General features: G+C 37.0%; 18 protein-coding genes. 15 read left to right on the forward strand and 3 right to left on the reverse strand.

The features are described 5' to 3' along the window. The first annotated feature begins 60 nt into the window (after positions 1 to 60). The 11 genes from R2Q16_RS18445 (at position 61) to R2Q16_RS18495 (ending at position 15,828) form a co-directional block, all read left to right on the forward strand. Positions 61 to 1,416, forward strand: coding sequence for an alpha-amylase family glycosyl hydrolase (locus R2Q16_RS18445; protein ID WP_316739297.1), 1,356 nt, complete (start codon positions 61 to 63; stop codon positions 1,414 to 1,416). A gap of 31 nt (positions 1,417 to 1,447) precedes the next feature. Further along, positions 1,448 to 3,286 (forward strand): glycoside hydrolase family 13 protein, encoded by a 1,839-nt coding sequence (locus R2Q16_RS18450; RefSeq protein WP_316739298.1) that lies wholly within the window; start codon positions 1,448 to 1,450, stop codon positions 3,284 to 3,286. A 1,169-nt stretch (positions 3,287 to 4,455) separates the two neighbouring features. Next, the gene (locus tag R2Q16_RS18455; protein WP_316739300.1) at positions 4,456 to 4,689 is read left to right on the forward strand and encodes a hypothetical protein; all 234 of its coding nucleotides are present in this window, start codon (positions 4,456 to 4,458) and stop codon (positions 4,687 to 4,689) included. Positions 4,690 to 4,954: 265 nt separating this feature from the next. Next, complete coding sequence (locus R2Q16_RS18460; protein WP_316739302.1) at positions 4,955 to 5,188, forward strand: hypothetical protein; 234 nt, start codon at positions 4,955 to 4,957, stop codon at positions 5,186 to 5,188. A 69-nt stretch (positions 5,189 to 5,257) separates the two neighbouring features. Then, the gene (locus R2Q16_RS18465; protein ID WP_316739304.1) at positions 5,258 to 5,467 is read left to right on the forward strand and encodes a hypothetical protein; all 210 of its coding nucleotides are present in this window, start codon (positions 5,258 to 5,260) and stop codon (positions 5,465 to 5,467) included. 95 nt (positions 5,468 to 5,562) lie between these two features. After that, positions 5,563 to 6,768, forward strand: coding sequence for an HlyD family secretion protein (locus tag R2Q16_RS18470; RefSeq protein WP_316739305.1), 1,206 nt, complete (start codon positions 5,563 to 5,565; stop codon positions 6,766 to 6,768). Further along, entirely contained in the window at positions 6,765 to 8,981 is a 2,217-nt protein-coding gene (locus R2Q16_RS18475; protein ID WP_316739307.1) for a peptidase domain-containing ABC transporter, read from the forward strand. The genes R2Q16_RS18470 and R2Q16_RS18475 overlap by 4 nt, the downstream gene beginning before the upstream one ends. 282 nt (positions 8,982 to 9,263) lie before the next feature. Further along, entirely contained in the window at positions 9,264 to 10,100 is an 837-nt protein-coding gene (locus R2Q16_RS18480) for a methyltransferase, TIGR04325 family (protein WP_316739309.1), read from the forward strand. 1,521 nt (positions 10,101 to 11,621) lie between these two features. After that, positions 11,622 to 13,007, forward strand: a complete 1,386-nt coding sequence (locus R2Q16_RS18485) for a PAS domain-containing protein (protein WP_316739311.1) — start codon at positions 11,622 to 11,624, stop codon at positions 13,005 to 13,007. A 129-nt stretch (positions 13,008 to 13,136) separates the two neighbouring features. Then, entirely contained in the window at positions 13,137 to 14,462 is a 1,326-nt protein-coding gene (locus tag R2Q16_RS18490; protein ID WP_316739313.1) for a paraquat-inducible protein A, read from the forward strand. Between the two features lie 31 nt (positions 14,463 to 14,493). Then, on the forward strand, positions 14,494 to 15,828 hold the full coding sequence (locus R2Q16_RS18495) for a paraquat-inducible protein A (protein ID WP_316739314.1): 1,335 nt from the start codon (positions 14,494 to 14,496) through the stop codon (positions 15,826 to 15,828). A gap of 29 nt (positions 15,829 to 15,857) precedes the next feature. Here the strand turns inward: R2Q16_RS18495 and R2Q16_RS18500 are convergent, their stop codons facing one another. Then, positions 15,858 to 16,736, reverse strand: coding sequence for a hypothetical protein (locus R2Q16_RS18500; protein WP_316739316.1), 879 nt, complete (start codon positions 16,734 to 16,736; stop codon positions 15,858 to 15,860). Positions 16,737 to 17,101: 365 nt separating this feature from the next. Between R2Q16_RS18500 and R2Q16_RS18505 the strand changes: the two genes are divergently transcribed. The 3 genes from R2Q16_RS18505 (at position 17,102) to R2Q16_RS18515 (ending at position 22,905) form a co-directional block, all read left to right on the forward strand. Then, on the forward strand, positions 17,102 to 20,374 hold the full coding sequence (locus R2Q16_RS18505; RefSeq protein ID WP_316739317.1) for a TonB-dependent receptor: 3,273 nt from the start codon (positions 17,102 to 17,104) through the stop codon (positions 20,372 to 20,374). A gap of 34 nt (positions 20,375 to 20,408) precedes the next feature. Continuing rightward, entirely contained in the window at positions 20,409 to 21,932 is a 1,524-nt protein-coding gene (locus R2Q16_RS18510; protein WP_316739319.1) for a RagB/SusD family nutrient uptake outer membrane protein, read from the forward strand. A 70-nt stretch (positions 21,933 to 22,002) separates the two neighbouring features. Further along, the gene (locus R2Q16_RS18515) at positions 22,003 to 22,905 is read left to right on the forward strand and encodes a glycerophosphodiester phosphodiesterase family protein (protein WP_316739322.1); all 903 of its coding nucleotides are present in this window, start codon (positions 22,003 to 22,005) and stop codon (positions 22,903 to 22,905) included. 308 nt (positions 22,906 to 23,213) lie between these two features. Here R2Q16_RS18515 and R2Q16_RS18520 read toward each other — a convergent pair whose 3' ends face one another. Then, a complete protein-coding gene (locus R2Q16_RS18520) occupies positions 23,214 to 23,777 on the reverse strand; it encodes a hypothetical protein (protein ID WP_316739323.1) in 564 nt (187 codons plus the stop codon). Continuing rightward, positions 23,767 to 24,318: a hypothetical protein gene (locus R2Q16_RS18525; RefSeq protein ID WP_316739324.1), complete on the reverse strand. Its 552-nt coding sequence runs from the start codon at positions 24,316 to 24,318 to the stop codon at positions 23,767 to 23,769. Before R2Q16_RS18525 ends, R2Q16_RS18520 begins: the two co-directional genes overlap by 11 nt. Before the next feature lie 525 nt (positions 24,319 to 24,843). Between R2Q16_RS18525 and R2Q16_RS18530 the strand changes: the two genes are divergently transcribed. Next, positions 24,844 to 25,569 carry a hypothetical protein gene (locus tag R2Q16_RS18530; RefSeq protein WP_316739325.1) on the forward strand — a complete coding sequence of 242 codons (726 nt, stop codon included), beginning with the start codon at positions 24,844 to 24,846 and terminating at the stop codon, positions 25,567 to 25,569. Positions 25,570 to 25,925 lie beyond the last annotated feature (356 nt).

Below are 25,925 nucleotides of genomic sequence, written 5' to 3' on the forward strand. Positions count from 1 at the left end.
AAAATAACCAGGAAGGACAATAGATATCTTCCTGGTTCAATAAAAACTTAAATAGCATATATGAAAAAAAGACGATTGATACAATTTCTTGCAGTATTATACGCGCTGACTTTACCTTTGCTAAGTCTTGCTCAGGACAGGCCTTATCCCGCTCAGTATGGCAAGCCCTTTAAGGGCGTTCCAGAACGAACTGATGTTATACTTTATCAGGTGAATACCCGCGCTTTCAGCGAGGGCGGAAATTTCGCGGGAGTAACTGCAAGACTGGATGAAATAAAAGATCTGGGGGTTAATGTGATCTACCTCATGCCTATATATCCCGTTGGTAAGCTTAAAGGTGCCAATTCTCCTTATGCTACGATGAATTATGATGAAGTAGGAAAAGAATTTGGAACGCTGGACGATTTGAGAAACTTGGTTGATGGTGCCCATAAGAGAAATATTGCTGTGATGCTCGATATTGTAGCCAATCACACCTCCTGGGATCATCCATGGATTGAAAAGCCAGGATATTACCTTCGCGACAGTACCGGAAATATTAAATATCCGGAAACCTGGCGGGATGTTGCCCAACTGGATTTTCGGAGCCAGGAACTTCGACAATCCTTGATTCATTCCATGAAATCCTGGGTGTATAAAGCCAATATTGATGGCTTCCGCTGTGATTATGCAGATGGCCCTCCGCTTGATTTCTGGAAGCAGGTAAATGATAGCCTGAAGACCATAAAAACACATAAACTTTTAATGCTAGCTGAAGGCAGTAGCCCAAAATATTTGAGTGCAGGTTTCGATTACTTTTTTGGCTTTAATTACTTTGGAAATCTGAAAGGTATTTTTGCTAAAAATAAATCCGTTAAGTCAATTGACGGCTTGAACGAACGTGACTATAAAGGCGCACAGCAAGGGCAGGCCGTGGTACGTTACCTAACTAATCACGATGTAAATGGGTCGGATGGGACCCCGCTTGATTTATTTGGTGGAAAGCGTGGTTCCATGGCAGCTTTTGTGGTCACCGCTTACATGAAAGGTATCCCAATGATTTACAACGGACAGGAAATTGGAACACCCTTTCGGCTAACGTTTCCCTTTACAGGCAGGCGCATCGATTGGTCACTCGAAAAGGCTAACAAGGATGTCCTTGCGGATTACAAAAAAGTAGTGTCTTTTTGGAATAAAAGTAAGACCGTTCGTACTGGTGCATTGGCTTCATACAGCAGCGACGATGTTTGTGTTTTTACCAAAACCCTGAATGGACAAAGCGTATTAGTTGTTTCCAACTTAAGAAATAAGCCCTTAGAATATAGCCTTCCAGTTTCAATCACTGGCAATTGGAAGGATGCTTTTAGTGGCTCAAAGACTAATTTGACAGAAAGCCTGAAACTGGAGCCTTATCAATATATAGTGCTTCAGAAATAGTGCTTAATCCTAATCAATAATCTCAATCGCAATGTATAAGAAAATAATAAACCTATTGGTGTTGGCCGTTTTTTTAAGCGCAACACAAGCCTTCGCTAAAATATCAATTAGCAGGGTAGAACCGGAAAACTGGTGGACAGGTATGAAAAAATCCGAATTCCAGATTCTGGTTTATGGAACGGGTATTGGTAATGCTAAAGTAACCCTGAATTATCCAGGGGTCACTTTAAAACAGGCTGTAAAAGTCGAAAATCCCAATTACATATTCCTTTACATTAACGTTGCTAAAAACGCAAAATCCGGAATCGTTCCCATTACTTTTTCTGATGGTAATGAAAAATTTATCCATAGCTATCCTTTAAAAGCCCGTGTAGATAACAGCGGTGTATTAGGATTCAACGCCTCAGATGTATTGTATTTGATAACGCCTGATAGATTTGCTAATGGAAATACGGCTAATGACAATTGGGATAGCGTATCAGTTAATCGAAAAAGTCCAAATGCACGTCATGGAGGTGATTACGAAGGGGTAAGGCAAAAACTGGACTATATGAAAGATCTGGGTATCACAACAGTATGGCTAAACCCCATTCAGGAAAATAAAATGAGGGGCGGCTCTTACCATGGATATGCTATAACTGATTTTTACCAGTCAGATCCACGTTTTGGAGGTAATGAAGAGTTTAAAGCGCTAACCAAAGCCACTCATGAGAAGGGTATGAAGATGGTGATGGATATGGTGCTCAATCACTGCGGAAGCTCGCATTGGTGGATGAAGGACTTACCATCCAAAGACTGGATAAACAATGACGGTATTTTTCTTCAAACTAATCATGCAACGGTTTCAGTTATGGATGTTCATGCCTCAGAGACTGAACGCAATACATTTCTGAATGGATGGTTCACCCGCGGGATGCCGGATTTAAACCAAAGGAATCCACACCTGGCAACATATCTGATTCAGAATAGCATCTGGTGGATAGAGTATTCCCGCATTGATGGCATCAGACAGGATACATATTCTTACATGGATTTTGATTTCCTAGCTAGATGGAATAAAGAAGTATATGATGAATATCCGTCATTTAATATCGTTGGAGAGACTTGGTATAATAAAAAAACCTCACCAGCATGGTGGCAGGCAAATTCTATATTGAGTAAAAAAAATCCTCATTTGAAAACCCCGATGGATTTTTCGCTCACCTTCACCATGCAGAAGGCATTTGACGGAGAAACCGATAACGGTTATCTGGGAGATATCTTTGAAGATGTTGCTCAGGATTTCGTGTATGCAGACCCCTATAATGTACTTACCTTTCTGGATAACCATGATCTCGGGCGTTTTAGCAGAAAAGAAGACAAAGATTTAAAAAGATATAAACAGGGGCTGGCATTTTTACTTACTACACGAGGCATTCCGCAGATTTATTATGGTACGGAAGTACTTATGATTGGTACTAAAGAAGATGGTGATGGCCGCCTGCGTGTGGATTTTCCGGGTGGATGGCCTGAGGATAAACAGGATGAATTTACCAGAGGTGGCAGAAGTGAAAAGCAGAATGAAGCCTGGGATTATTTACAGAAACTGCTGCAATGGCGAAAAACCAGTGAAGCGGTAACAGCGGGAAAAATGATCCACTATGCGCCAAAAGACGGGATATATGTCTATGGAAGAATTAAAGACGGCAAGCGGGTACTGGTTATTTTAAACAGTTCATTAAAAGACCATGAACTGAAAATGGATAGATTTAGCGATGTGATCAACGGTTTTACTTCAGGCAAAGACGTCATCACAAGCAAGCAACTTTCCTTCAGTCAGGCCATCTCCGTACCCGCAAAAGGGCAGTATATACTCGAGTTAAGTAAGTAAGGTTAATGGCTTTTCCCTTGATCATAGCAAAGGGATTTGATAATGTATTGAGGGAAATTCGAAGCTACCCTTAAATTTGGTTATGTCACGGGGCTTGCCGGAGGGCTGCCCCTTATATTCTTGCGGATAAATTTAAATTGTGTATGTTAGGTTCTAAATTTATTTGTCAATAGATGGTTCGTTAATAATACAGTTAACATTTGCTAATATCATTTTGGCTGTCCTAATTCTGATAAAACCTTCAAGTCCTCAAAAAATTGGTTCGTGTTAAATTCGGCATAGGGTACATTACCGGAATGAAAACTTTAATAGTTTTTATTCCGGTTTTTTTATGCTTTGATTTTTCTTAATCTAGTGCCTTTACATGTTCAGTAGGTCAATATTAACCAATATTTACTTGATTAATTTTAAAGACCCCATTATCTTCATTTAAAAGATTTTGGGTATTAGCCTGTGGATGATAGAGAATTGGGGCAATATGTTATATTGTTGTTGTATTTCAGTATGGAGACTTGGGTTTTATTAAACCAGAATGAGTTGGGGTGGTTTCTACTTACTCTAAATCAAGCAATTCTTTCAGAAAGACATCTGCGATTTCCCGTCATTGCGAGGAACGAAGCAATCTTTTGTTTGAGGTGAACGCTGGTAAAACAGATTGCTTCAGCTCGCTCATTCCGGCTTCGCAATGACGGAATTGTATTTTGGTGCAAAAAGCGGCTCATCGGCTCTATAATTTTGTCAATAGGGTTTTTAGGTGAATTTTTAATTGCAAAAAATCACCTTGATAAGAAGGTATCATTCTTTTCAAGGGATAAGAATTGATGAAATAACCCGACAAGTGAAGGCGAAATGTTCGTAGTTTGTTTCATCAAAATAGAAAGAAACAATGTTTCACACTCTATTTTGGTGTAGGCTGGCTTGCCGTATTCTGCGTGAAATCTTCGTTTGCTGAAAGCTAGTGCGTGCGTTAAACGTTTCTTTCATCCAACTTATTGCCTGGAAAGGTACAACCTTTGTTTATAACCTACTCGCAGGGGTTGTTGTTAAATATGGGCCTAAAAAAACCTAAATCCAATTCTTCCCGTTTCTATATCAACACGCCGCAAGGCTGTGCAAGGGTTAGCCGAAAACCTAAAATAGAGTAGGCAAAATTAAAATTAGAAAACGTTATGAAACTTCAAGAGTTAAATTTAAACGAAATGAAAGAAATCAACGGTGGTGGTTTATTAGGTGGCAATGATTCAGCAAATTCAGGTGGATTATTAGGTTCAATCGGAATTGGTAATTTATTATCATTCTCTAACGAAACCCAAGACGGAGATGAATCGAGTAAAACCTCGTTCTCTTTAGGGAATAACATTGGTGGAAGCTTAGAAGGATTATTCCAAAGCTTAACCAGCTAATTTGAATTAAAACCTCAATTTATAAAAAGGGTTCTGAATTATCAGAACCCTTTTTTGGTTTAGTTTTAAGTAAGGGTATGTAGGTAATTGTTTTAAAATATCGACAACCAGAGCGTTTAACTTATTCCGATTGATTGTTTTAAACAAGCCATTTGCAAAATCTAAGGTGATTACAGATGCGTTTATAATTTAAATGAGGTTAAGACCTCAAAATTAGGGGAGACCGAAAACCTTTAAAAGAGTAGGTGAAAGTAAAATTACAACTATGAAAATTCAAGAGTTAAATTTGAACGAAATGAAAGAAATTAACGGTGGCGGATTATTTGGTAACAATGATTCTGCTAATTCTGGTGGTATCGGTGGTGGATTAGGAATTGGTAATTTATTATCATTCTCTACAGCAAGCAAAGATGGCGATGAAGCCAGTGCGAGTTCATTGTCGATTGGTAATAACATCGGAGGCAGCTTAGCCGGATTGTTTGACAGTATCAATAGCTAATACAAATGATAAATTATCAGTAAAAGGAGCGTTTTTTTGCGCTCCTTTTTTATTTTAAATTTTAATGTTATGAAAAATTTATCAAATACAGAATTAAGGGAAATTAATGGTGGCGGCAATTCCAACGGTTATGGAATATCAGTAAGCAGCTCTACAGAAAGTTTATTAAACTTAAGGTTTGAGCGCTCTTATGGCGACCATCACAGCGTTACTGAAATTTCAGTTGGGAACGATATCAATTTGGATTTCTCGATTTTTGGACTTGGAAATCAGCAATAATTATAATGTTTAATGATAAAGGAGAGCCGAAATTTTGGCTCTTTTTTATTTCTGCTAAAACTAAATGGCCTCAGTTTCGTATATAATTCTTAGATATGGATAGCGAAAAATATATATTTCCGAAAGAAGTTATTGAAAACACAGCCGAATATCATTTTCATTCGCATAACTCTAGAACCAAAATTATTTATCAAGTACTCCTGGTTACTTTGATAATTGCATTTGTTTCTATGTTCTTAATCAGGGTAGACGTGAATGTAAAAAGCACCGGTTTATTTAGGCCAACAGCCGAGCGCAACGAAATTAAACCCTTAATCGCAGGGCGGATTGATTCTCTTTTTATTAAGGAGAATATGCATGTAAGGGCTGGTCAGGTGCTGCTTACCATTAAAAAGGAAAACATAGAAAGTCAGGACGCTTTAAACCAGTTTCAACAAACCGATGTTGAAGACCAGCTTTTTGATTTGGGTTTGCTAATTAATGCCTATCGGCGAAACGATTGGTCGAAAAAACTACCCTTAAAATCTGGCGTTTACGGTCAGCAATACAGTTATTTTATGCAGAGGGTTACCGAAGCAAAAGCCAGGTATCAGCTTGCTGTAAAAAACTTCGAACGTTATGCCTATCTCTACAAAAGAAAGGCTGTTTCTGCAGTTGAATATGATGAGGTAAAGCTTAAAAAAGACAATGTTTTTAATGAACTATCACTGATTGGAGAAGAACAAGGCAGTAAATGGCAAACTGAACTTAACCAGCTTAATATTCAAAATCAGCAACTCGATACACGAGATAAGCAGTACAACGAAGAGAAGGAGTTTTACACGATTAAAGCACCATTAACCGGAACGGTGCAAGAATTGAAGGGGATTCAGCCTGGAAGTTCCATTTCGGCAAATGAAATTCTTGGTGAAATTTCGCCCGATTCGGGTTTAATTGCAGAAACCTATGTTCAGCCCAAAGACATTGGCCTGTTGAAGATTGGTACCAAAGCCCGCTTTCAAATCGATGCCTATAATTATAACGAATGGGGAATGGCAACCGGAAAAATTATCTCCATTTCCAGCGATATTTTTATGCAGAACGGTGCACAGCCCTTCTTTAAGGTGCGTTGCCTGCTCGATAAAAATAGTTTAAATTTAAAAAATGGCTACGTAGGTAAAATAAAAAAGGGTATGACCTTACAAGCCCGTTTCTTTGTAACCCGACGTACACTTTTTCAATTGCTTTATGACAAGGCTGATGATTGGTTAAATCCGAATGTTATTCCCGATGCTAAAGAGACACAGACCACCAGCCTATGAAACTAAATACATTTTTTAGCAATCTGAAGGGAAAATTTTCTTCAAATAAGCAAGCTAAAAGAACCATTATAAAACAGCACGATGTTACCGATTGTGGTGCAGCTTGCCTGGCTTCAATTGCCATTCATTACGGTTTGGATATGCCAATCGCCAGAATCAGGCAATACGCTTCAACCGATAAAAAAGGCACAAATGTTTTAGGTTTGATAGAGGCTGCAACCAGATTGGGTTTTTCGGCAAAAGGTGTTAAAGCCGATTACGATAATTTGTTCAGCATTCCCTTGCCCGTAATTGCACACGTTATTCAAAATAACCTGCCGCATTACGTGGTTTTGTATGCAATCCATTCAGATTATATCGAAGTGATGGACCCCGCTTATGGCGAAATGCAACGTTTAAGCCATAACGAGTTTAGGCAAAAGTGGACAGGTGTTTTATTGATGCTGTTGCCTGGTGATGATTTTACCGCCGGAACAGAAAGAATTTCGCTTGAAAAAAGGTTTCTGTATTTGTTATTGCCACATAAATCGATATTAATTCAGGTTTTAATTGGGGCTGTTTTTTATACGATTCTAGGTTTATCTTCCTCAATTTTTCTGCAAAAGATTGTAGATAATGTTTTGCCTGAAGGCAATACCAACTTGCTCAATCTGATGGGAACGGTCATGATCATTATCATCCTACTTCAGATTTTTATCAACTACGCCAAAACTTTGCTCACGATTAAAACTGGTCAGCAGATTGACGCACGCTTAATTTTAGGTTATTACAAGCATTTATTAAAACTTCCTCAACAGTTTTTTGATACCATGCGGGTCGGTGAAATCATTTCACGGATGAACGATGCTGTAAAAATCAGGGCTTTTATCAACGATGTTTTAATCGGCTTTGCCGTAAACATTTTTATCTTGATATTTTCTTTTGCGCTAATGTTTACCTATTACTGGAAACTGGCGCTGATTATGCTGATTGTAATACCCTTGTATGCGATAATTTATTATTTCTCAAATAAGTTAAACAGAAGTACACAGCGTAAACTAATGGAGAAAAGTGCCGATTTGGAAAACCAATTAGTGGAATCGGTAAATTCTGTAAGTACAATTAAACGCTTTGGCCTGGAAAATTTCTCCAACCTTAAAACAGAAATCCGATTTGTAGAGTTGCTTAAAACCGTTTACACATCAGGCACAAATTCATTGTTAATCGGTAATGCGAGTAGTTTTGTATCGAGTATCTTCTCTGTCATTTTATTGTGGGCGGGTGCAAGTTTTGTGCTTCAAAATTTAATTACACCAGGAGAACTGTTATCATTCTATGCCATTATTGGATATTTTACCGGACCAGTAATTGGATTAATTGGTATGAACAAGGTTTTTCAGGACGCCAGGATTGCTGCCGACAGGCTCTTCGAAATTATGGATTTGGAAAGGGAAAGCACTGAAAATCGGACTGAATTTACGCCGGATATGCTTGGCGATATCGAATTTAAACATGTTAATTTCCGTTACGGAACTCGTGTAACTGTTTTTGAAGATTTTAACCTTAAGGTTGAAAAAGGTAAAATTACGGCGATAGTTGGCGAAAGTGGTTCGGGTAAAACGACATTACTTTCTTTACTGCAGAATATTTATCCGCTGCAATCTGGAAATATTATGATTGGAGAATTTGATATCAATTACCTAACCAACGAAAGTTTGAGGAAATTGGTTGGCGTGGTGCCACAGGATGTCCATCTATTTGCCGGAAATGTTATTGATAATATTGCTGTTGGAGAGATGGAACCCGATATGAAACGTATTGTGAAAATTTGCAGTCAGCTGAATATTTTAGATTTTATTGAGAACTTGCCACAAGGTTTTCAAACATATTTGGGAGAAAATGCGACAACACTTTCAGGTGGTCAAAGACAAAGATTGGCAATTGCAAGGGCCTTGTACCGCGAACCCGAAATTTTAATTTTGGATGAGGCCACTTCATCACTGGATTCTACCTCAGAAGAATACATACACAATGCAGTTTCAATTTTGAGGGAAAAAGGTAAAACCATTATCCTGATTGCACACCGTTTAAGTACAGTTATTAATGCCGATAAAATTGTGGTTTTGAATAAAGGTGAAATGATTGAAGAAGGTAATCATAAATCGTTATTGAAAAAAAATGGCATTTATAAGGAAATGTGGATGAAGCAATTTCCCCTAGTTGAATCTGTGTAGATATATATGTTCGGGTGAATACTGATGAGCAAAAACGAAAAGGATACCGGATAAAAGCCTCAGAGAAATCTGAGGCTTTTTTGTTTAAATAGTAAAGCTGAGATTGTAAACATTATATGCTGCAATTTTGATTCCTTTCCAGATATTATCCATTTCCCTAAAATGCTTAGATTTTGCCATCACATCGAATGAAAAATTTAATTCTTCATAACATTTTACTTGCAGTCTAGCTAAAACCAAATTCAAATTCTATCTTTAGTGAAACCCTTAATACTAAAGATTATGAATAAAGCGCTCCTCAAACAGTTTATTCCTCCAATTATTACAAATGCCCTCGTAAAGTCAAAATACACAAATACACCAGTAAAATACAGTGGTAATTATAATACTTGGATAGCGGCTAAACAGGATAGCATTGGTTATGATGCTGCGAATATCTTAGAAAAAGTTAAAACATCTATTCTTAAAGTGAAAAACGGAGAAGCAGCTTATGAACGCGACTCTTTAGCTCAAGATAACATACAATATTCATGGCCATTGTTGGGTGCACTTCAGCATATTTCAATTATTAAAGGTAACAAATTAAGCGTAATCGATTTTGGAGGTTCACTTGGTTCTTCCTACTTTCAGAATAGATTAGCGTTATCACACCTAAATAATCTCCGTTGGACAATTATTGAACAAGAACACTTTGTTAAATGTGGCAAAGAATTTATCGAGGATGAAGTTTTAAAATTTCATTATACAATTGATGAAGCATGTTTAGAAAATGACTTCGATGTAATGGTTTTATCAGGTGTACATCAATGTATGCCAGATACAGTCAATTTTACACAGGATATTTTATCAAAAGGTTTTGAATATATCTTAATTGATAGAGTTTCATTTATAGAAGATTCAACTAGATTAGTTGTCCAGACCGTGCCAGATTGGCTATATAGAGCATCTTATCCAACCTATCTTTTTAGAGAGGAAGAGTTTATTCAGCCTTACTTATCTAATTATGAAGTTATTTATGATTTTGATTCTCAGGTTGATGAAGATGAAATTAGTGATGATGGGAAAAGAATGTATTGGAAAGGCTTTTTCTTAAAAAAAAGAATATTAAATAAAGGCTAAGTTCACCAGTTTAGGCCGAAATAGATTGTCACCTTGAAGCGAAATCAGCTGTCAGCATAAATCCGAAATCACTATATACTTACTGTTTTAGCGGTTAGTAAATAGTTTTCGGTTTTCAGTAGCAATTAGTGTGAGAAAAAGGATTATGTTGAAGTCCTTTAAACTTTTTAGCGTTTTTTTGATGCCTGAAGCACTTTAGCTTATTTGTGAATTGCTATTAGGGAAACCAAAAAAAGCTCAGGACGACGCACAATCAGATTTTATCTGAATTGCGCTGCGCTTAACATTTCGAATAGCAACGATAAACTAAGTATGCGTAATTATTCACGAAATAGAAATGAAGATAATACTGGTTATCAATACTGTTATTAGTATCGCTGCTATAAGCACATATAATAATCTTTCTAATGCATCAAGTGGCTTCATAATTATTTCAACCACGGAAGCTAAAGTTAGTTTGAACAATAAGCGGTTTGAATAAAATGAATATCTAGCCAATCGGACCGCAAAAAATATCATACAGCTCTAATGCTGCCGTAAACAGTAATCCAACGATAATAATGAATAGCATGAACAGAATCAGGAATCGTGATTTATCAAAAGTAATCATAACCAACACTTTGCAATTACTTTGCCATTAAACATAGTTGGAATATGAATAACAATCAAACACTCCACTCTGTTCGAAATGTTTCACATGGTTGTTAACATTACAAATAGCTTGTTTCTAAAATGCAAACATTGTTACGATTTGTGTAACAATAAATAAATTAAAATTTCCGGTTTAGATAGAGGCAGAATGGATACGCCTGCATCAGTTAAGCAGATGTTTAATTTGAAACTTTTTTTGTTGAAACTTTTTTTCGTTTCAACAAAAAAAGTTTCGGTTTGGAGAAACAAAATATCGCGAAACAAAAAAAAGTTTCTCTTGAAAAAGTTTCTAATTCAGAAAATTAAAATTAAGACTTCAACTTTTATTTTTTTAATTTATGGGTTAAAATGTCTTTAAACGGCTATTAGTCAAAAAATGACGATGTTTTCGGACGAAACGATTTTAAATCTCTTTGTAGTTTTAATAATACTTATTTGTGGTGATATTAGCCAGTTGTCAGTTATCAGTGGTCAGTTATCAGTAGTCATTGACAAGTTTCTAGTGGTGGTTTTGAGGAACTTATTGGATGCTGTGTTTTCAGGATATTAAGCGTTGACTTAAAGGTAGGAGCAGCTTATGAAGGTTTAAAGCCAAACAAACAATGAAACTGCAACAATAAGGCCCATTATAAATATTGCTGATAGTAAAATAAATACAAATTTCTCGAATGAATCTAATGGTTCCATGTGCTTTTAACTCAAAAATAAGCGAATTGGTTTTGTAATAATATAGTTGCTTTTTTGAGCATGTTAATATACATCAAAAATTCACTAATGAATGAATTATTAATATAACTCAGAATCAAACAACTAACCTGCTAAACTGTTAATTTGTATGCTAAAACCAAATTATTACTAACAGCAAACAAAATGGAAGGTATAGAAGAAGAGCGCATCCCAGAGGATGATGAATTGGCAAGGCTTGCCGCCTTAGAACATTACAGAATTGTTGGTACACCGCCTGATGCGGCTTTTGATGAGCTCGCAAAACTCGCCACCCGAATATTTAATGTCCCGATTGCATTGATTTGTTTTATTGCGAAAGATACCGTGTATTACAAATCCAATATAGGTTTTGAGGGGCAGCTTTCTCAGCTTCGCTCCGAAAGTTTGTGCGATAGGGCCATGCAGGCCGAGGGCGTTACTATTATTGAGGAACTACTTAACGACCCGGATTTTGCAAATAATGAACACGGCATACGTTTTTATGCAGCAGCACCTTTAGTTGCTTTAAGCGGATACAGAATTGGAACAATTTGCATAATGGACTATAAGCCCAACACGTTTGATCACAATCAAAGTGAAATTCTTTCGGGTTTGGCTAAAATTGTGATGGACAGAACTGAACTCCGCCTTGATGCCCTTGATGATGCAATGTTGAAAAAACAAAACCGGTACATCATTTCATTTAATAAACAGATTTCTGATCGTAATTCAGACTTAATGGCTTACCAGGAACAAGTTTCTCAGGCCAATAATCTTTTAGAAAGTGTGCTGGATAGTTATGAACGCCTTTTTAAAGATACGCCAATTGCCATAGGCATCTGTTCGGGAGGAACCAAAGAAATATGGCAGGCAAATGATGCCTTAAATGCACTTTTTGTAATAGAAGGGCAAACTGCAATCGGTCAGAAACTTAATGCATTAATTACTGATGCAGATGGAAAGGATTTTCTTAACTTATTAGACAAGGTGTATCAGGAACGCAAAGCCCATCATTCATCAGGTGTTAAGTTGAAGATAAATGATGATGGAAATTCAAGAAGCATTTATGCAAATCTCTCTTTACAACCTGTTGCCAGAATGGGCGATGAGCCAGATAATATTATGTTCATTATTGCTGATGTTACGGAGCAGGTTGTAGCTAAACAATTAACCCAACAATCAAATAATGTATTGATGAATGCCATCGAAGCTGCCGGAATGGGCTATACAGTCGTTGAGTTTCACACAGGTCTGATGGACTCGAATAATCAGCTAAAGAGCAATTATGGCTATAAAGCAGATGAAAATTTTACATATCCTGACTTGTTGGAAACAATATTGCCAAAATATAAGCAAACCATTAAGGCTGCTGTACAACAAGCACTAGATGCCAAAAGCATTTACCGGGCAGAATATGAAGTGAAGTGGCGAGATGGCAGCATTCATTGGATTAGAGGTTTTGGAAAACCCATTTACGATGAGAATGGCAAGCCAACGCACATTATTGGTTTAAATAAAATTATTAAAGGTCCGGATTCGCCGGATGAATAATTATTCATTATTGCAATAATTCTAAAACCTTTTTAAGCGTTGTGGGTTTTATTTGCCGATGCCTGACACATTTCGCATTCGAGCTGCCATAAATGTTTGCTTTAGCATCGAAACTCAAAAAAGAACATCTTGGAAACACAATTAAAAGATAGCGGCACAAAGAACTCTTTTAGACCTAAACTTCTGCTCATTCTGACACTCGCGATTTTGCTTGGAGTAGAAGGCTATTTTGGGTTTAAACTGCATCAGCTTTCTGAGGCGCAAGAGCAGATTAAGGAAGAATATTCCGGCATCAACAACATTACCTACGGCTTGTTCTCGGTGCAGCAATGGAAAAATAATGTTGCAAAGATTGTGCATAAGCAAGTGCGCAACCTCAAAATGACCAAAAAACAGAAACAGGTTTTGCAAGGTGAGGTTGAGGAGGTTTTACTAGCATTGATTGATAAAGCAGAAGCCTTAGTTAACAAACCAAAGAAAACCATCAGCGGGAAAATACAAAAGTTTGCCATTAAAAACTTTGTGAACTCGGATAGTATAAAAGCCCAGGTGCCGGGTTTTGCCAGGAATATTATCGCCGAAGTTGATAACCCTAAAAATAAAAAGCAATTAAGTAAAATGGCCATTGGCGAGTTTAACCAACTTGCCGAAGAAGAAAGCCTGGACAGTGCATTTGTTGCGAACGGTACTGCATTAAAAAAGCTGGAGCAAAAATACCAGGTTTCATCAAATGAGACACTTAACAAGAAATTAAATGAATCGTTGGCGGATATTCGTACTAAAACTTACGCCTATTCTTTTGGCATGTTAGCCTGCATTACCGTTGTGCTTTTGCTTTGGTGGGCTTTGCGAAAACGAAGAGATTTACACGTTACACTTTTTGTAATGTCGTTGCTGTTTGCATTTATTTTATTAGCGGTTGGGCTAACGGCCTCTATGATAGAGGTTGATGCCAGAATACGTTCTTTGGATTTTGTTTTACTGGGTGAACACGTAACCTTTAAAGACCAGGTACTCTTTTTCCAAAGTAAAAGTATAATGGATGTTGTTCGGGTGTTAATCAGTCAGCCTGGCATAGATTCCATCTTAGTTGGGGTTTTAATTCTGGCTTTCAGCATCCTGTTCCCGGTGGTAAAATTAAGTTCTACCGGAATTCATCTTTTAGGAAAAAAGAAACTTGCCGAAAATGGTGTTATCAAATATTTCGCCTTTCAATCGGGTAAATGGAGTATGGCAGATGTGATTGTAATCGCAATCTTGATGGCCTACATCGGTTTAAATGGTTTACTGGAAGGACAGCTTCAGGCATTGAATATTAAAAATGATTCGTTAACCATCTTAACCACCAATAACACGGCCTTACAACCTGGTTACATCATTTTTATAAGCTTCGTTCTTTACGGACTTATCTTATCAACCATATTAAAATTTATTACCCCGCATGATGCGCATTAACCGATTTTGCTAAACGCCTTTGATAAAATTTATGGCAAACAATATAAATTCAGAAAAGAATATCCAGCCAAAGAAAAGCATATTGGCGCCAGTTTTACTGATGATTGGTTTATTGGCTTTATTGATGGTAACTGCTTTTTCGGGCTATCGTTTTTATCAACTTTCTTTTGAGCAAAAGCGTATTAAAGAAGATTTTAGCTTATCTAACAACATCACCTTTGGTATTTTTTCTGTTGATAGATGGGGCGAGAAGATTTCTGTGGTGGTGGATAGACGGGTGAAAGGTTTTAAGCTAACCAAAAAGCAAAAAGCCGATATGCAGGAAGAAGTGGAAAAGGAATTGCATGGGTTAATTAATAAGGCTGTTGCAGATATTACTAAACCACAAAAAGGCCTCGGCGCCAAGCTTAAAAAACTGGCTTTTAAAAGCTTTGTAGAGGTTGATGAATTACATGCGCAAGTACCTTCTTTCGCCAGAACGATTGTGCAGAAAATAACAAGTCCGGCAAGTTTAAAAAAGATTAAAGGCATTGCAACCAGTAAGGTAGATGAATTGGAAGCGCAAACTTACGATCGCTCGGATACCACGATTACCACCGTTGAACGTAACATTTATCACAAGTACAAGGTTAATAATGCTAATGATTTTGACCGCGTAGTAAAGGCAAAACTAGCCGATATCAAATCATTGAGTAATCAATTTGCTTTGATTATGGTAATTGCTGTAGCAATAGTATTGATTTTGTGGCTGCTTTTACGCAAACGCGAAAATCTTCATGTGCCATTATTTATCGCATCGCTTTTATTTGCCTTGGTTTTGCTAACCGTAGGTGTAATTACACCAATTATAGAAGTTGATGCCAGAATTGAATCTTTAACGTTCGCTTTATTGGGCGATAAGATTGCCTTTACCAATCAAGTGCTGTTTTTTCAGAGCAAAAGTATAATAGGCATTATAACTACATTGCTAGAGCAACCTAAGCCCGATGCTGTTCTAATAGGTATTTTATTATTGGTTTTTGTAGTGATTTTGCCTTTACTTAGGTTGATTGCCCGCGGTGTACACATTTCTTGCAGTAAGCTTTTTAACAATCCAAAAGTGCTCCGCTTTTTAGCATTTGATTTAGGTAAATGGGATATGGCCGATGTGATGGTTGTCGGCATCGCCATGACTTACATAGGTTTGAACGGTATTCTTAAAAGCCAGCTTTCGGGTTTAAATATGGAAAACGATACGCTTAAAACCGTTACAGCAAACAATTCTGCCTTGCAACTGGGCTTCTTCATTTTTGTTGCCTATGTTGCTTTTGCTAAGGTGCTTTCCTATCTGCTAAAGAAGATTGATGAGCGGAATGGTCCTTGTTAAAATTTAGAACTAATTAAGGTTTGGGGAAACTACCGCCCAAACCAGCCAAAATTCATAAAACTTACATTGTTCTTTTTGGAAGAACTTACGGCGATGCCTTTTTCTGTATTGTCGGTAAAAACGAAACCTTCCAATTCATCGGCTTTATCAGTATCAATAACGTCAATCACAGCTTCTTTACCATCGGCGATTGATTTTTCAAGGTCGAGGAAGGTAAGGCGCCACTTGCGACCTTCAATTTGATTTTGAACAAGAACTAAAATGCCTTTCTCCTCTAGCCAGAACAAATTTTGCACCCAAGGTGAGCAGGAGAATTTGGTTACCAGAATGCCTTTTTCGTTAGTTGATTTTGCTTTAGCTAAAAGTTTCGGTTCGTACAAACGAACTTCATTGTTTTTATTGCCATAATCGGCAGTTGCCACAAACCATTTGCCTTTATGTTTAACATATTCTGGTCTGGTACCCTGAATGCAGGCATCATCATCAATAGTCGAAATCAGGTTTTCATCAAGGGTTTTTTTCTTTAAAAACCCTTCCCAGTTAATTTGATTAATAACCGCTTTCCACTTTGTACCTTCAGGGTTTAACCTAACCGAATTGCCAACAAAAGTTGGTAAGCCTTTATGGTAAGCAATTCCGGTTGGGTGCTTAATTGCATTTTCGCCCTTAACCGTAAATTTATATTCAATACCATCATAAGCAAGCGAATCGCCACTTAAACGATAGCTTCTCATCACCCCAACTTCTCTATCACCATATAAAAAGTATTTTCCGTTTTGATAAGAAATGCCCTGGCAAGCACCTAAAGAATCTAATGAACTTGTGCGGTTAATTTTGCCAATTATTGCGCTTTTAAAGCTAATCATTAACAAAAAACCTATAATGTATAACGGGGCTGATAATTTCATGCACTAATCTCCTTTAAAATTTAAATCTGTTGAATGCGACATTGCTACATCGCATTGTTGCAAACTAAGGGTTAAGCAGTTAAGCTAATATTAAGCTGCTGTTATTTTTTTAACCATGCGCTTTATTGCCCAATTGGCCCGTTTCAGGCTTAACATTCTGTTAACGGTAGGCGCCAGTTGTTGTTTTTAAGTTAATCTAATGGATACATAGTGTTAAAAGTACACACTTAGTTTTGCCCTCAGAATAACGCTCCCCCAAACAAATTTTTAACGTTAACAAAATGCCTATGTGAATTTGAAAATTACAAGCCTTTCAAAAACATAAACAAATTTCTATTTCTCAAAAATTACTAATTATAAAAAAGATGATATCATTTTTTTCAGCATCAGGTATTAGGAGTACCTGCCGAAAATTGCTTTTGCCTATCGGTTTATTAGCCGTATGCAATTCTACAGCTTTTGCCATTGGCAATAGTAAGTTGGTTTCAACAGTAAAATTAAACAATCGTTTTTTAGCCATCAGCGGAACAGTTGTTGATGAAAAAGGCGAAGCATTACCAGGGGTAAGCGTTTACGATAAGCAAACCAAAAAAACTACTTCTACAGATGCAAACGGTAAGTTTAGCATCGATGTACCAGCAGGTGCAACTTTGGTATTCTCTTTTATCGGATACGAAACACAGGAAGTTTTGGTTTCAAGCACTAAAACGATTAACGTTAAATTAAAAGAAAGCAGTAACAACTTAGATGAGGTTGTCGCTATCGGTTATCAGAAGATTAGAAAGTCGGATGTTACGGGTGCAATTAGCAGTGTTAAGGCAAGTGAAATGAACTTAACTTCGCCTACAATCGGGCAGGCACTTGTTGGTAAAGTAGCCGGTGTACAAGTATCGCAAACCAGTGGTGCACCTTATGCCGGTACAAAAATCCGCGTTAGGGGTGTTGGTTCAATCAACGCCAGTTCAAACCCATTATATGTAATTGATGGTTATCCTGCCGGAAATAACGTATTCATCAACCCAGAGGATATTGAAACCATCGATATCTTGAAAGATGCGGCTTCTGCAGCCATTTACGGTTCGAGAGCTTCGGGTGGTGTGGTTATGATTACCACCAAAAAAGGTAAAGAAGGTAAAGGTCGTTTTGATTATGATGTACAAGCGGGTATTACTCAATTACACAAAAAAGTGAAATTGTTGGATGCAACACAATTTATCCAGTTAATGATTGACGGACGTAACAACGCCTACAAAGATTTAGTGGTAAACGGTGGCAGAATTACCTGGAACGATTCGATGTTTTCAGATAATAATACAACTCGTACGGCGAATGTTGGTAACAGTTCATCGGTAAGTATTCCGACAGACATTTACAATTTCGCAACGCAAACGGCTATTGCTCCGGCATATAATACTGATTGGCAAGATGAATTGTATCAAAATGCTTTCTTCCAACGCCATAACCTTGCATTTTCTGGTGGAAATAAAGACATCAGATATTTTGTAAGTGGAGGTTACCAGGATCAGGATGGTATTGTAACCAATACGGCAATGCGTGCTTTAAACTTCCGTTCGAATATAGAAGGACAAGTGAGCAAAAAGTTAAGGGTTGGTGCAAACATCTCTTTAACGCAAACCAACAATAAGGAAGTTGGCGAAGGACGTTTTAGTCCGATGATGTCGGCTTTGCTTTATTTACCATATTTGCCTGCAAACGATGCAAACGGCAATCCGATTAAATACGGAATGTCTGCTTTGGCAAATCAATTTGGTTACCAAGGTTTAGAAAATCCGGTGGCAACCGTTACCGAAATGAAAGTTAACCGTTTGGGTAATCGTAATCAATTTAATGCTTTTGCAAATTATGAAATTATCAAAGGCTTAAATTTCAAAGCCAATTTAGGAACAACCAATTACAGCGAGAAGTACGATTATTATCGCCCAACAAGCTTAAGTAATGGTGGTGGTAATGCACCGGGTTCACCTTCATCAATTGCAGCGGCAAATTCTGTCGCACAAAATTTAACTCAGGTTGATAAACTTGCTGAATTTACCTTGGATTATAACAAAACCTTTGGTAAACATAACCTGGATATCTTGGGTGGTTATTCAGCTCAACAAAACACAAGTGATTTAGTTAGGGTAACCGCAACAGGTTTCACGAGCGATAAAATTGGCGAAATCTCTGATAAAGGTGCTGCGCCTACAGATTTTGTATTAAACAACGCAAATAAATCGGTAACTACATTATTATCTTATTTCGGCCGTGCCAGCTATAACTTTGATGGCAAATATTATTTAAGTGGTACTTTCCGTATGGATGGTTCTTCGAGATTTGGCCCGAATAATAAATGGGGTGCTTTTGCTTCAGCAGCTGCAGGCTGGAATTTATCACAAGAAAGCTGGTACAATGATTTCTTAGGAAGAGGTTCATCAGTTAAACTTAGAGGTAGCTGGGGTTTAAGTGGTAACAACAACATTGGAGATTATAACCACACCCAAACCGTTAACTCACCGGGTGGTGTAGTATTTGGTCCTAACGCCATTTCAACAGCCATTTGGTCGGGTGGTATTAAAGACCAGAACTTAGGTTGGGAATCTACTTCACAATATAACTTCGGTACCGATTTAAGTTTCTTCAACGGTCGTTTATCCCTTATTGCAAACTACTACTACAGTTTATCGTATAACTTATTATTTAACCAGCCAATTTCTGCTATTTCGGGTTCGACAACCATTTTAACCAATTTAAGAGATAGTAAGGTAAGAAATAAAGGTTTCGATTTCCAGCTAGACGGACGTGTGGTGAGCACAAACGACTTTAACTTAGGTTTAAGCGGAAACATTTCTTTCAACAAAAATAAAGTATTAAACCTTGGTGGTAACAGTACCATTTTCAGTGTCGGAGCAGAAAGACAGTATATTACGCACGTAACACAAGAAGGTCAATCCATCGGTATGTTTTACGGTTACCAGGTTGCGGGCAGGGTTACACCAGAATTGTTAGGTAAAGTTGCACCATCTTCGGCACAATCTAATCCTTACAAAGTAGGCGATTTATATTTCGAAGATACCAATGGTGATGGCATTGTGAACGATGCCGATAAAAAAGTAATCGGTAATCCATATCCGGATTTCACTTACGGTTTCTCGATGAATGCAAACTATAAATCATTCGATATTCGTGCTTCATTCAACGGTTCGCAAGGCAATGACGTTTTAGATGGTCAGGATTATTACCTGTACAACTTTGAAGGTTCTGGTAACCAGTATGTAGAAGTTGCAGACCGTTACAGAAACGAAGCAAACCCTGGAAGCGGCTTAAACTATAGAGCATCTCGTGCGGGTACGCAAAGTAACAGTACACGTTTATCATCATTCTATGTTCAGGATGGTTCTTATTTAAGATGTACGAACATCACCTTAGGTTATAATTTCCCGAAAACGGTTGCTAAAACCTTACACGTAGAAAACATCCGCATTTTTGGAAGTGTGGATAACGCATTTACCATTACCGATTACAAAGGTTATAACCCAGAGGTAGATTATAATGCCGGCGCAAACTTAACGCCTGGTGTAGATTATGGTAACTATCCATTAGCAAGAGGCTACAATTTGGGTGTTAAATTAACTTTTTAATCAACCTTTGAAACCATTTTTAAAATATATCAAAATGAGAAAAAATATATTCATAGTTTTTGTAGGATTGATTTCATTATCAGCCTGTAAAAAAGATTTTCTTGAACAAACCGACCCAAATGCGGTAACTGTTGACCAGTTTTTCACCTCGCCGAACGATGTGCTATTGGCTGTAAACGGTGCTTATCAATCTTTAAGAAGCGGCAATAACATTGGCGAAACCAGTAGTCTGTACACCGAGCAACGCTCAGACAATACAGGTACAAACGATAACCAATCGAATGCAGGCGAGCCCTTTCAATTTGGCGATTTCAGCATTTTGCCAAGTAATACCTATTTAAAAAGTCACTGGGTAAGTTTATACACCACCATTACCAGATGTAATGTAATTACTTCGAATATTGATAAGGTTACGTTCACCAATGCTGATTTAAAAGCACAATACCTGGCTGAAACCAAGTTTATCAGAGGCTTAACTTATTTTCACTTAGTGAGAAAATGGGGCGATATTCCTTTGGTAACAAAACAATTAACCAGTAATGATGAAGTGGTTGCCAACACTTACAGACAACCACAGGCTACGGTTTATGCGCAAATTGTAACCGATTTAAGAGAAGCCTTAAACAGTAATTTATCTAACCTGGCAACAGGTGCAAATGCAGGCAGGGTTTCTAAAGCGGCTATTAATGCTTTGTTGGGTCAGGTTTATTTAACCATGGCTACCACTTTGGATGCTAATAAAACCGAAAACCTGGCCAATGCAAATACATATTTGCTTGCGGCTTACAACATGAAAAGCTTTACCACGCTTGCGGCAATTCCTTACGCTGATGTTTTTGATGTAACCAAAAAGTCAAACAATCCGGAGGTTATTTTTGAGATTGTAAATATTCAGGGCAATATTACTTATGCATCAAGCATCGCGGCAAATAATCAAGCATTTGGCGAAACCATTAACTCTAGAAGGGCACCAACAGGTGTTGGAGGTAACGTTACACCAGATTTAGTTTTGGATTATGAAACCGGCGACCCAAGAAAGGATTTTTCAATTAAATATGCTGCTGATACCAGGGTATTAGATTGGTTTATCACGAAATACCGTGATGCAAGTGAAGCGGCAACTGTTAACGGTTATGGTGGTAATAACTTCCCATTAATTCGTTTTGCTGATGTAATTTTAATGCTTGCTGAAATAAATATGTTGCAGGGAAATAATGCGGCTGCCATTCAGTATTTAGATATGGTTAGAGCCAGAGCAGGTGTTCCGCTATATGCTGTGGCAAGTACCAACGCAACTTATGCTTCAAAATACCCAACACTTAAATTGGCAATTTTACACGAGCGTAGGGTAGAATTGGCTTTCGAGAACCACAGATGGTTCGACTTGTTGCGTAATTTCACAACTGCCGAATTGGTTACTTATTTCAGAGGCAAAACGCAGGCAAACTTTGGTAACGCAAGGCTGACTAATTTTACTACAAAAGATAGGTATTACCCAATTCCTTTTGATGAGTATAAATTAGACCCGGCTAAAATGTACCAAAACCCAGGTTATTAATTATTAAATACAGGCAAACAATACAGGCGTTCTGAATATTCGGAACGCCTTTTTATATTAAATTTAGGTGATGAAAAAGACATATTCAATATTGGTTTTATCAGCGTTGCTGATGAACGTAGCTGTGGCTTTTGCCCAAAATCCGGCAGCAAAGCTTGATAAGTTATTCAATGAAAAGAATAAAGAAATTTTGGTAGCAGCGCATCGTGGCGATTGGCGCAATGCCCCTGAAAACTCTATGAATGCCTTATTGTATTGCATTGATAAGGGGTTTGATATGATGGAGCTGGATGTTAAAATGACAAAGGATAGCCAAATGGTCGTGATGCACGACAATACCATCGACCGTACCACAAATGGAAAGGGAAAAGTGAGCGATTTTACATTGGCCGAATTGCAAAAGCTAAAACTGAAAAATGGTTTAGGAAGGGTAACGCAAAATTCAATTCCCACATTTAAAGAAATGATGCTTGCCGCTAAAGGGAAAATAATGATTAACGTTGATAAGGGTAACGACCATCTTTCGGATGTTTTCGCAATATTGGTTGGAACGGGCACACTTGACCAAGCCATTGTTAATGTCGGTGATAACATTAACCTGGTGCAGTTAAAATCAGAAGAAAAAATCCCTGAAAATGCTTCAATTATGGTGGTGGTGAATATGGCTAATCAAAATGCTTTAGAAACTATTGCAAACTATAAAACCTTTAACCGAAGCGTAATACAGCCTATTTTTAATACGGATACCTTGCAAAATTTAAACGAGCTGCCAAACATTGCTAAAACACAGGTAGTTTGGTTAAACAGTTTGTGGCCATCTTTAAATGGTGGGCATGATGATGATAGGGCAGTTGAGCAAAAGCAGGAAGCGGAAAGCTGGGGCTGGTTAATCAATAAAAAACCATCCATTTTGCAAAGCGACAGACCAACAGAATTGATTTTTTATCTGAAGAAAAAGAAACTTCATAAATAAATAAAATAGGTCAGGCTCAAGCCTGACCTATTTTATTGGTGGTTAAATCTCCTTATCAAAAAATAACCCAATCTGGTTTAAGTGTTCCCAAAGGGCCAATAAATCTACTCTGAAAACCAAGGTCTCTGACCGAAAACCAGCAGGGCAAAAAAAATATTACAATCCTTAATATTTTATTAACTATGCTCAGATGCAGTCTTCGGTTATACTAATAGATTTAAGTAACCGCTGAAAAAGCGAACACTTAAACCAGAGGAGCTGAAAGGCGAAGAATTAAATATCTTTACACCAAGATAAATTAATATGATTTATTTTCGAAAGTGTGTTAAGTTACGCATATGTTTAATTTGTTTTTCAACCTCTTGACTTAACTCTTTTTTAGGAACCCTTTGCCTCTTGAATCTGGTTTTCAATATATCTCTTAATGTCTTATTCCATCTTTCATCTTGATTTAGGTCCGGTATTTCCATGAGAACTATATTATCGTTTGTTTTCTTACTAATTTTTTCTCCTAGAAAACCATGTAGAATATACAGACCTCTTGACTGGAAAATTGCATCAATGAGAGCACTATTTTTTTCTAATGAAAATTCTATGTAAAAGGAAAAGTTTCTAGGTTTTGTAAACGAAACAGATAGTATCCAAGATTTCGGTTTAAAAAATTGATTTAAAGGTGTAGCCCATTGCGTAATGACGTCTCCTTGTTCAACTGAATTAATGTGGGCTTTCAAAAAATCTTTTAAATCCTCACCAAATTTTTCATTATTTAATACTACTGCCGGAATCAGTCTACCATCAGCAAAATCTGGTACAGAAATTAATCCATTCTCTTGAATAATATATATAGGTAGGTCATTCTTTCTAATCTCCATAATCGATATCTCTTAGAAGATTGCATATAACAGATGATTTGTTTCCTAAAACATCTTGTAAAATAATTTCGTAATAATCAACCCTCTTTCCCAAAAGACTTTTAGGGAAATTAAAAATTAGCCAACCTGATTTAATTTCCCTATCATCGATTCTAATTTGCTTAGAGAATTTTACTAAATTATTGTGGTATTCGAGGTGAAATAAACTTGGATCATGTTCGATTAAAATTTCAGTTTTTTTATTTTCATTCATTAGATAAACAATTTTTAATTGAGCTATAAAAGATGTTTTAAGTGTTGAATAGTTGTTTATCCTAATATCGAATAATATAAATTTTTCGTCCTCAATTTTATAGTTAAATCGGTAGCTGTTTTCTAAATAAATTGAAAATTTTGATTTCTTATTTTCAGAATCTGCTTTATCAATCTTAAATTTTCTCCAATTAATTCTATAAGAAAGTATAGCAATTAATAGTACAAGAATCGATATAGTTATGGATATTGTAATGTTCGTTTTTAGATAGTTGATAATCTCATTCATAGTTTTTAAATTATTACTGATAACCTATATCGAGAAATCTCTATATTAAAGACTCCTCAGAGCACTGTATTCAAATAAACACATTTGATTTCTCTTTTCTAATTTAGCACTTCATCAAATTCAATCAATAATTTGAAACAACCAAATCCCATAAACGCCAAACCCGATTAGGTTCAATAAAGAAAACAAGTTGAGATTGAGCGTAACTAATTTAGTACCCCTAAAATAGAAATAAAAAAACGCTAAACAATAAGGTATAACTAACTATCTAACTTGCTCCCAATCCACAGCAAAATAATTTGAAAGCTCAATAATTTTTGCAATATTGCTGTACGATTTCACAACATTTATCGCTCTGAAATCATTCCTGAAAAGATCTATTAAAAAAACTGGTCTTCGCCATTCGGCTTTATTTTAGGCAAAAAGCATCCTGATTGCTGCTTAAAATATCTAAATAAAATTTGTGCAAATCCCCAATAAATCCTCCCTGCTTTAACCGATTTTAAACCTTATAAAACAAATTTTATGGCCTCAACATCAGAAGTTGGCTTTGCCAAGCAGCTGGCAGATTTCGAAGATTTTACCGAATTATTAGCAAAATTAGGCGATGCCTTTGTGCCTCCGAAACGTGAACTTAATTTAAACAACCTGCAAACACAATTGGCTGCGGCAAAAGACGTAATGCGGGAAGTAAGCAGGACAGCTCCAATTTATAGCGTGGCCGTAGATAACCAGGCACTGGCCTTTAAAAATTTAAATGATAAAATTACCAGAAGCCTTAATTACTATAAAATCTGCATCAGTAATCCTGCGCAAATCGATACGGCCAAAAACCTGGCAGATAAGATTAGGGGGATGGTAAAAAGCACAAAAGCGCCTTTAGATTCCGAAACATCAGCAGTAAAAAAAGTATCACAGTCGCAAATGTCTTATGATAGCCGGATAGAAAACATGAGGCAATATATTGATGTATTGGTGCTCAGCGGGGAGTACATCAACCCCGGTAGCGGAATTGATATTGACGATTTAAACCAACTGTTGATAGGTATGGAAAAAACAAATAGCGATGTGGCTAGGTTAAAATTTCCATTAGATGAAGCGCGCAACAAACGAGCATTAATCTTTTATGCCCCCGATACCGGCCTTGCAGATTTGATTATCAAAGTAAAACGTTACCTCAAGGCAACATTGCCCAAAGACCATACTTTATACCCTCAGTTATCAAAGTATACTATCCGAAAAAGAGTATAACACACCTCAATATTAATACATCCCAGATAACAGGCGTTCGGAATGTTTAGCATTCGAACGCCTTTATTATTTCAAAACCATAAAAATCATTTTTAAGGTGTGTCAAGATACTTTTGGGATATGGTAAATCACTTTTAGGGTATGGCAAATCACTTTTAGGGTATGGTAAATTACTTTTATGGTGTGGCAAATCACTTTTATGGCGTGGCAAATCACTTTTATGGTATGGTAAATCACTTTTAGGTTATGGTAAATTACTTTTATGGTATGTCAAAACACTTTTATGATATGGTTAACCCCAAAGGGCGTAATCTGGTTTAAGTGTTCCCGCAGGGCCAATAAATCTACTTTGAAAA

The organism is Pedobacter aquatilis (assembly GCF_032678425.1).
Lineage (GTDB): Bacteria > Bacteroidota > Bacteroidia > Sphingobacteriales > Sphingobacteriaceae > Pedobacter > Pedobacter aquatilis_B.

Bases quoted from the DNA above. Each gene is read 5' to 3' on its own strand.
- R2Q16_RS18470 (WP_316739305.1), top strand. From the start codon at position 5,563: ATGGATAGCGAAAAATATATATTTCCGAAAGAAGTTATTGAAAACACA.
- R2Q16_RS18485 (WP_316739311.1), top strand. From the start codon at position 11,622: ATGGAAGGTATAGAAGAAGAGCGCATCCCAGAGGATGATGAATTGGCA.
- R2Q16_RS18500 (WP_316739316.1), bottom strand. From the start codon at position 16,736: ATGAAATTATCAGCCCCGTTATACATTATAGGTTTTTTGTTAATGATT.
- R2Q16_RS18455 (WP_316739300.1), top strand. From the start codon at position 4,456: ATGAAACTTCAAGAGTTAAATTTAAACGAAATGAAAGAAATCAACGGT.
- R2Q16_RS18475 (WP_316739307.1), top strand. From the start codon at position 6,765: ATGAAACTAAATACATTTTTTAGCAATCTGAAGGGAAAATTTTCTTCA.
- R2Q16_RS18465 (WP_316739304.1), top strand. From the start codon at position 5,258: ATGAAAAATTTATCAAATACAGAATTAAGGGAAATTAATGGTGGCGGC.
- R2Q16_RS18525 (WP_316739324.1), bottom strand. From the start codon at position 24,318: ATGAATGAGATTATCAACTATCTAAAAACGAACATTACAATATCCATA.
- R2Q16_RS18530 (WP_316739325.1), top strand. From the start codon at position 24,844: ATGGCCTCAACATCAGAAGTTGGCTTTGCCAAGCAGCTGGCAGATTTC.
- R2Q16_RS18505 (WP_316739317.1), top strand. From the start codon at position 17,102: ATGATATCATTTTTTTCAGCATCAGGTATTAGGAGTACCTGCCGAAAA.
- R2Q16_RS18495 (WP_316739314.1), top strand. From the start codon at position 14,494: ATGGCAAACAATATAAATTCAGAAAAGAATATCCAGCCAAAGAAAAGC.
- R2Q16_RS18460 (WP_316739302.1), top strand. From the start codon at position 4,955: ATGAAAATTCAAGAGTTAAATTTGAACGAAATGAAAGAAATTAACGGT.
- R2Q16_RS18510 (WP_316739319.1), top strand. From the start codon at position 20,409: ATGAGAAAAAATATATTCATAGTTTTTGTAGGATTGATTTCATTATCA.
- R2Q16_RS18450 (WP_316739298.1), top strand. From the start codon at position 1,448: ATGTATAAGAAAATAATAAACCTATTGGTGTTGGCCGTTTTTTTAAGC.
- R2Q16_RS18515 (WP_316739322.1), top strand. From the start codon at position 22,003: ATGAAAAAGACATATTCAATATTGGTTTTATCAGCGTTGCTGATGAAC.
- R2Q16_RS18520 (WP_316739323.1), bottom strand. From the start codon at position 23,777: ATGGAGATTAGAAAGAATGACCTACCTATATATATTATTCAAGAGAAT.
- R2Q16_RS18480 (WP_316739309.1), top strand. From the start codon at position 9,264: ATGAATAAAGCGCTCCTCAAACAGTTTATTCCTCCAATTATTACAAAT.
- R2Q16_RS18445 (WP_316739297.1), top strand. From the start codon at position 61: ATGAAAAAAAGACGATTGATACAATTTCTTGCAGTATTATACGCGCTG.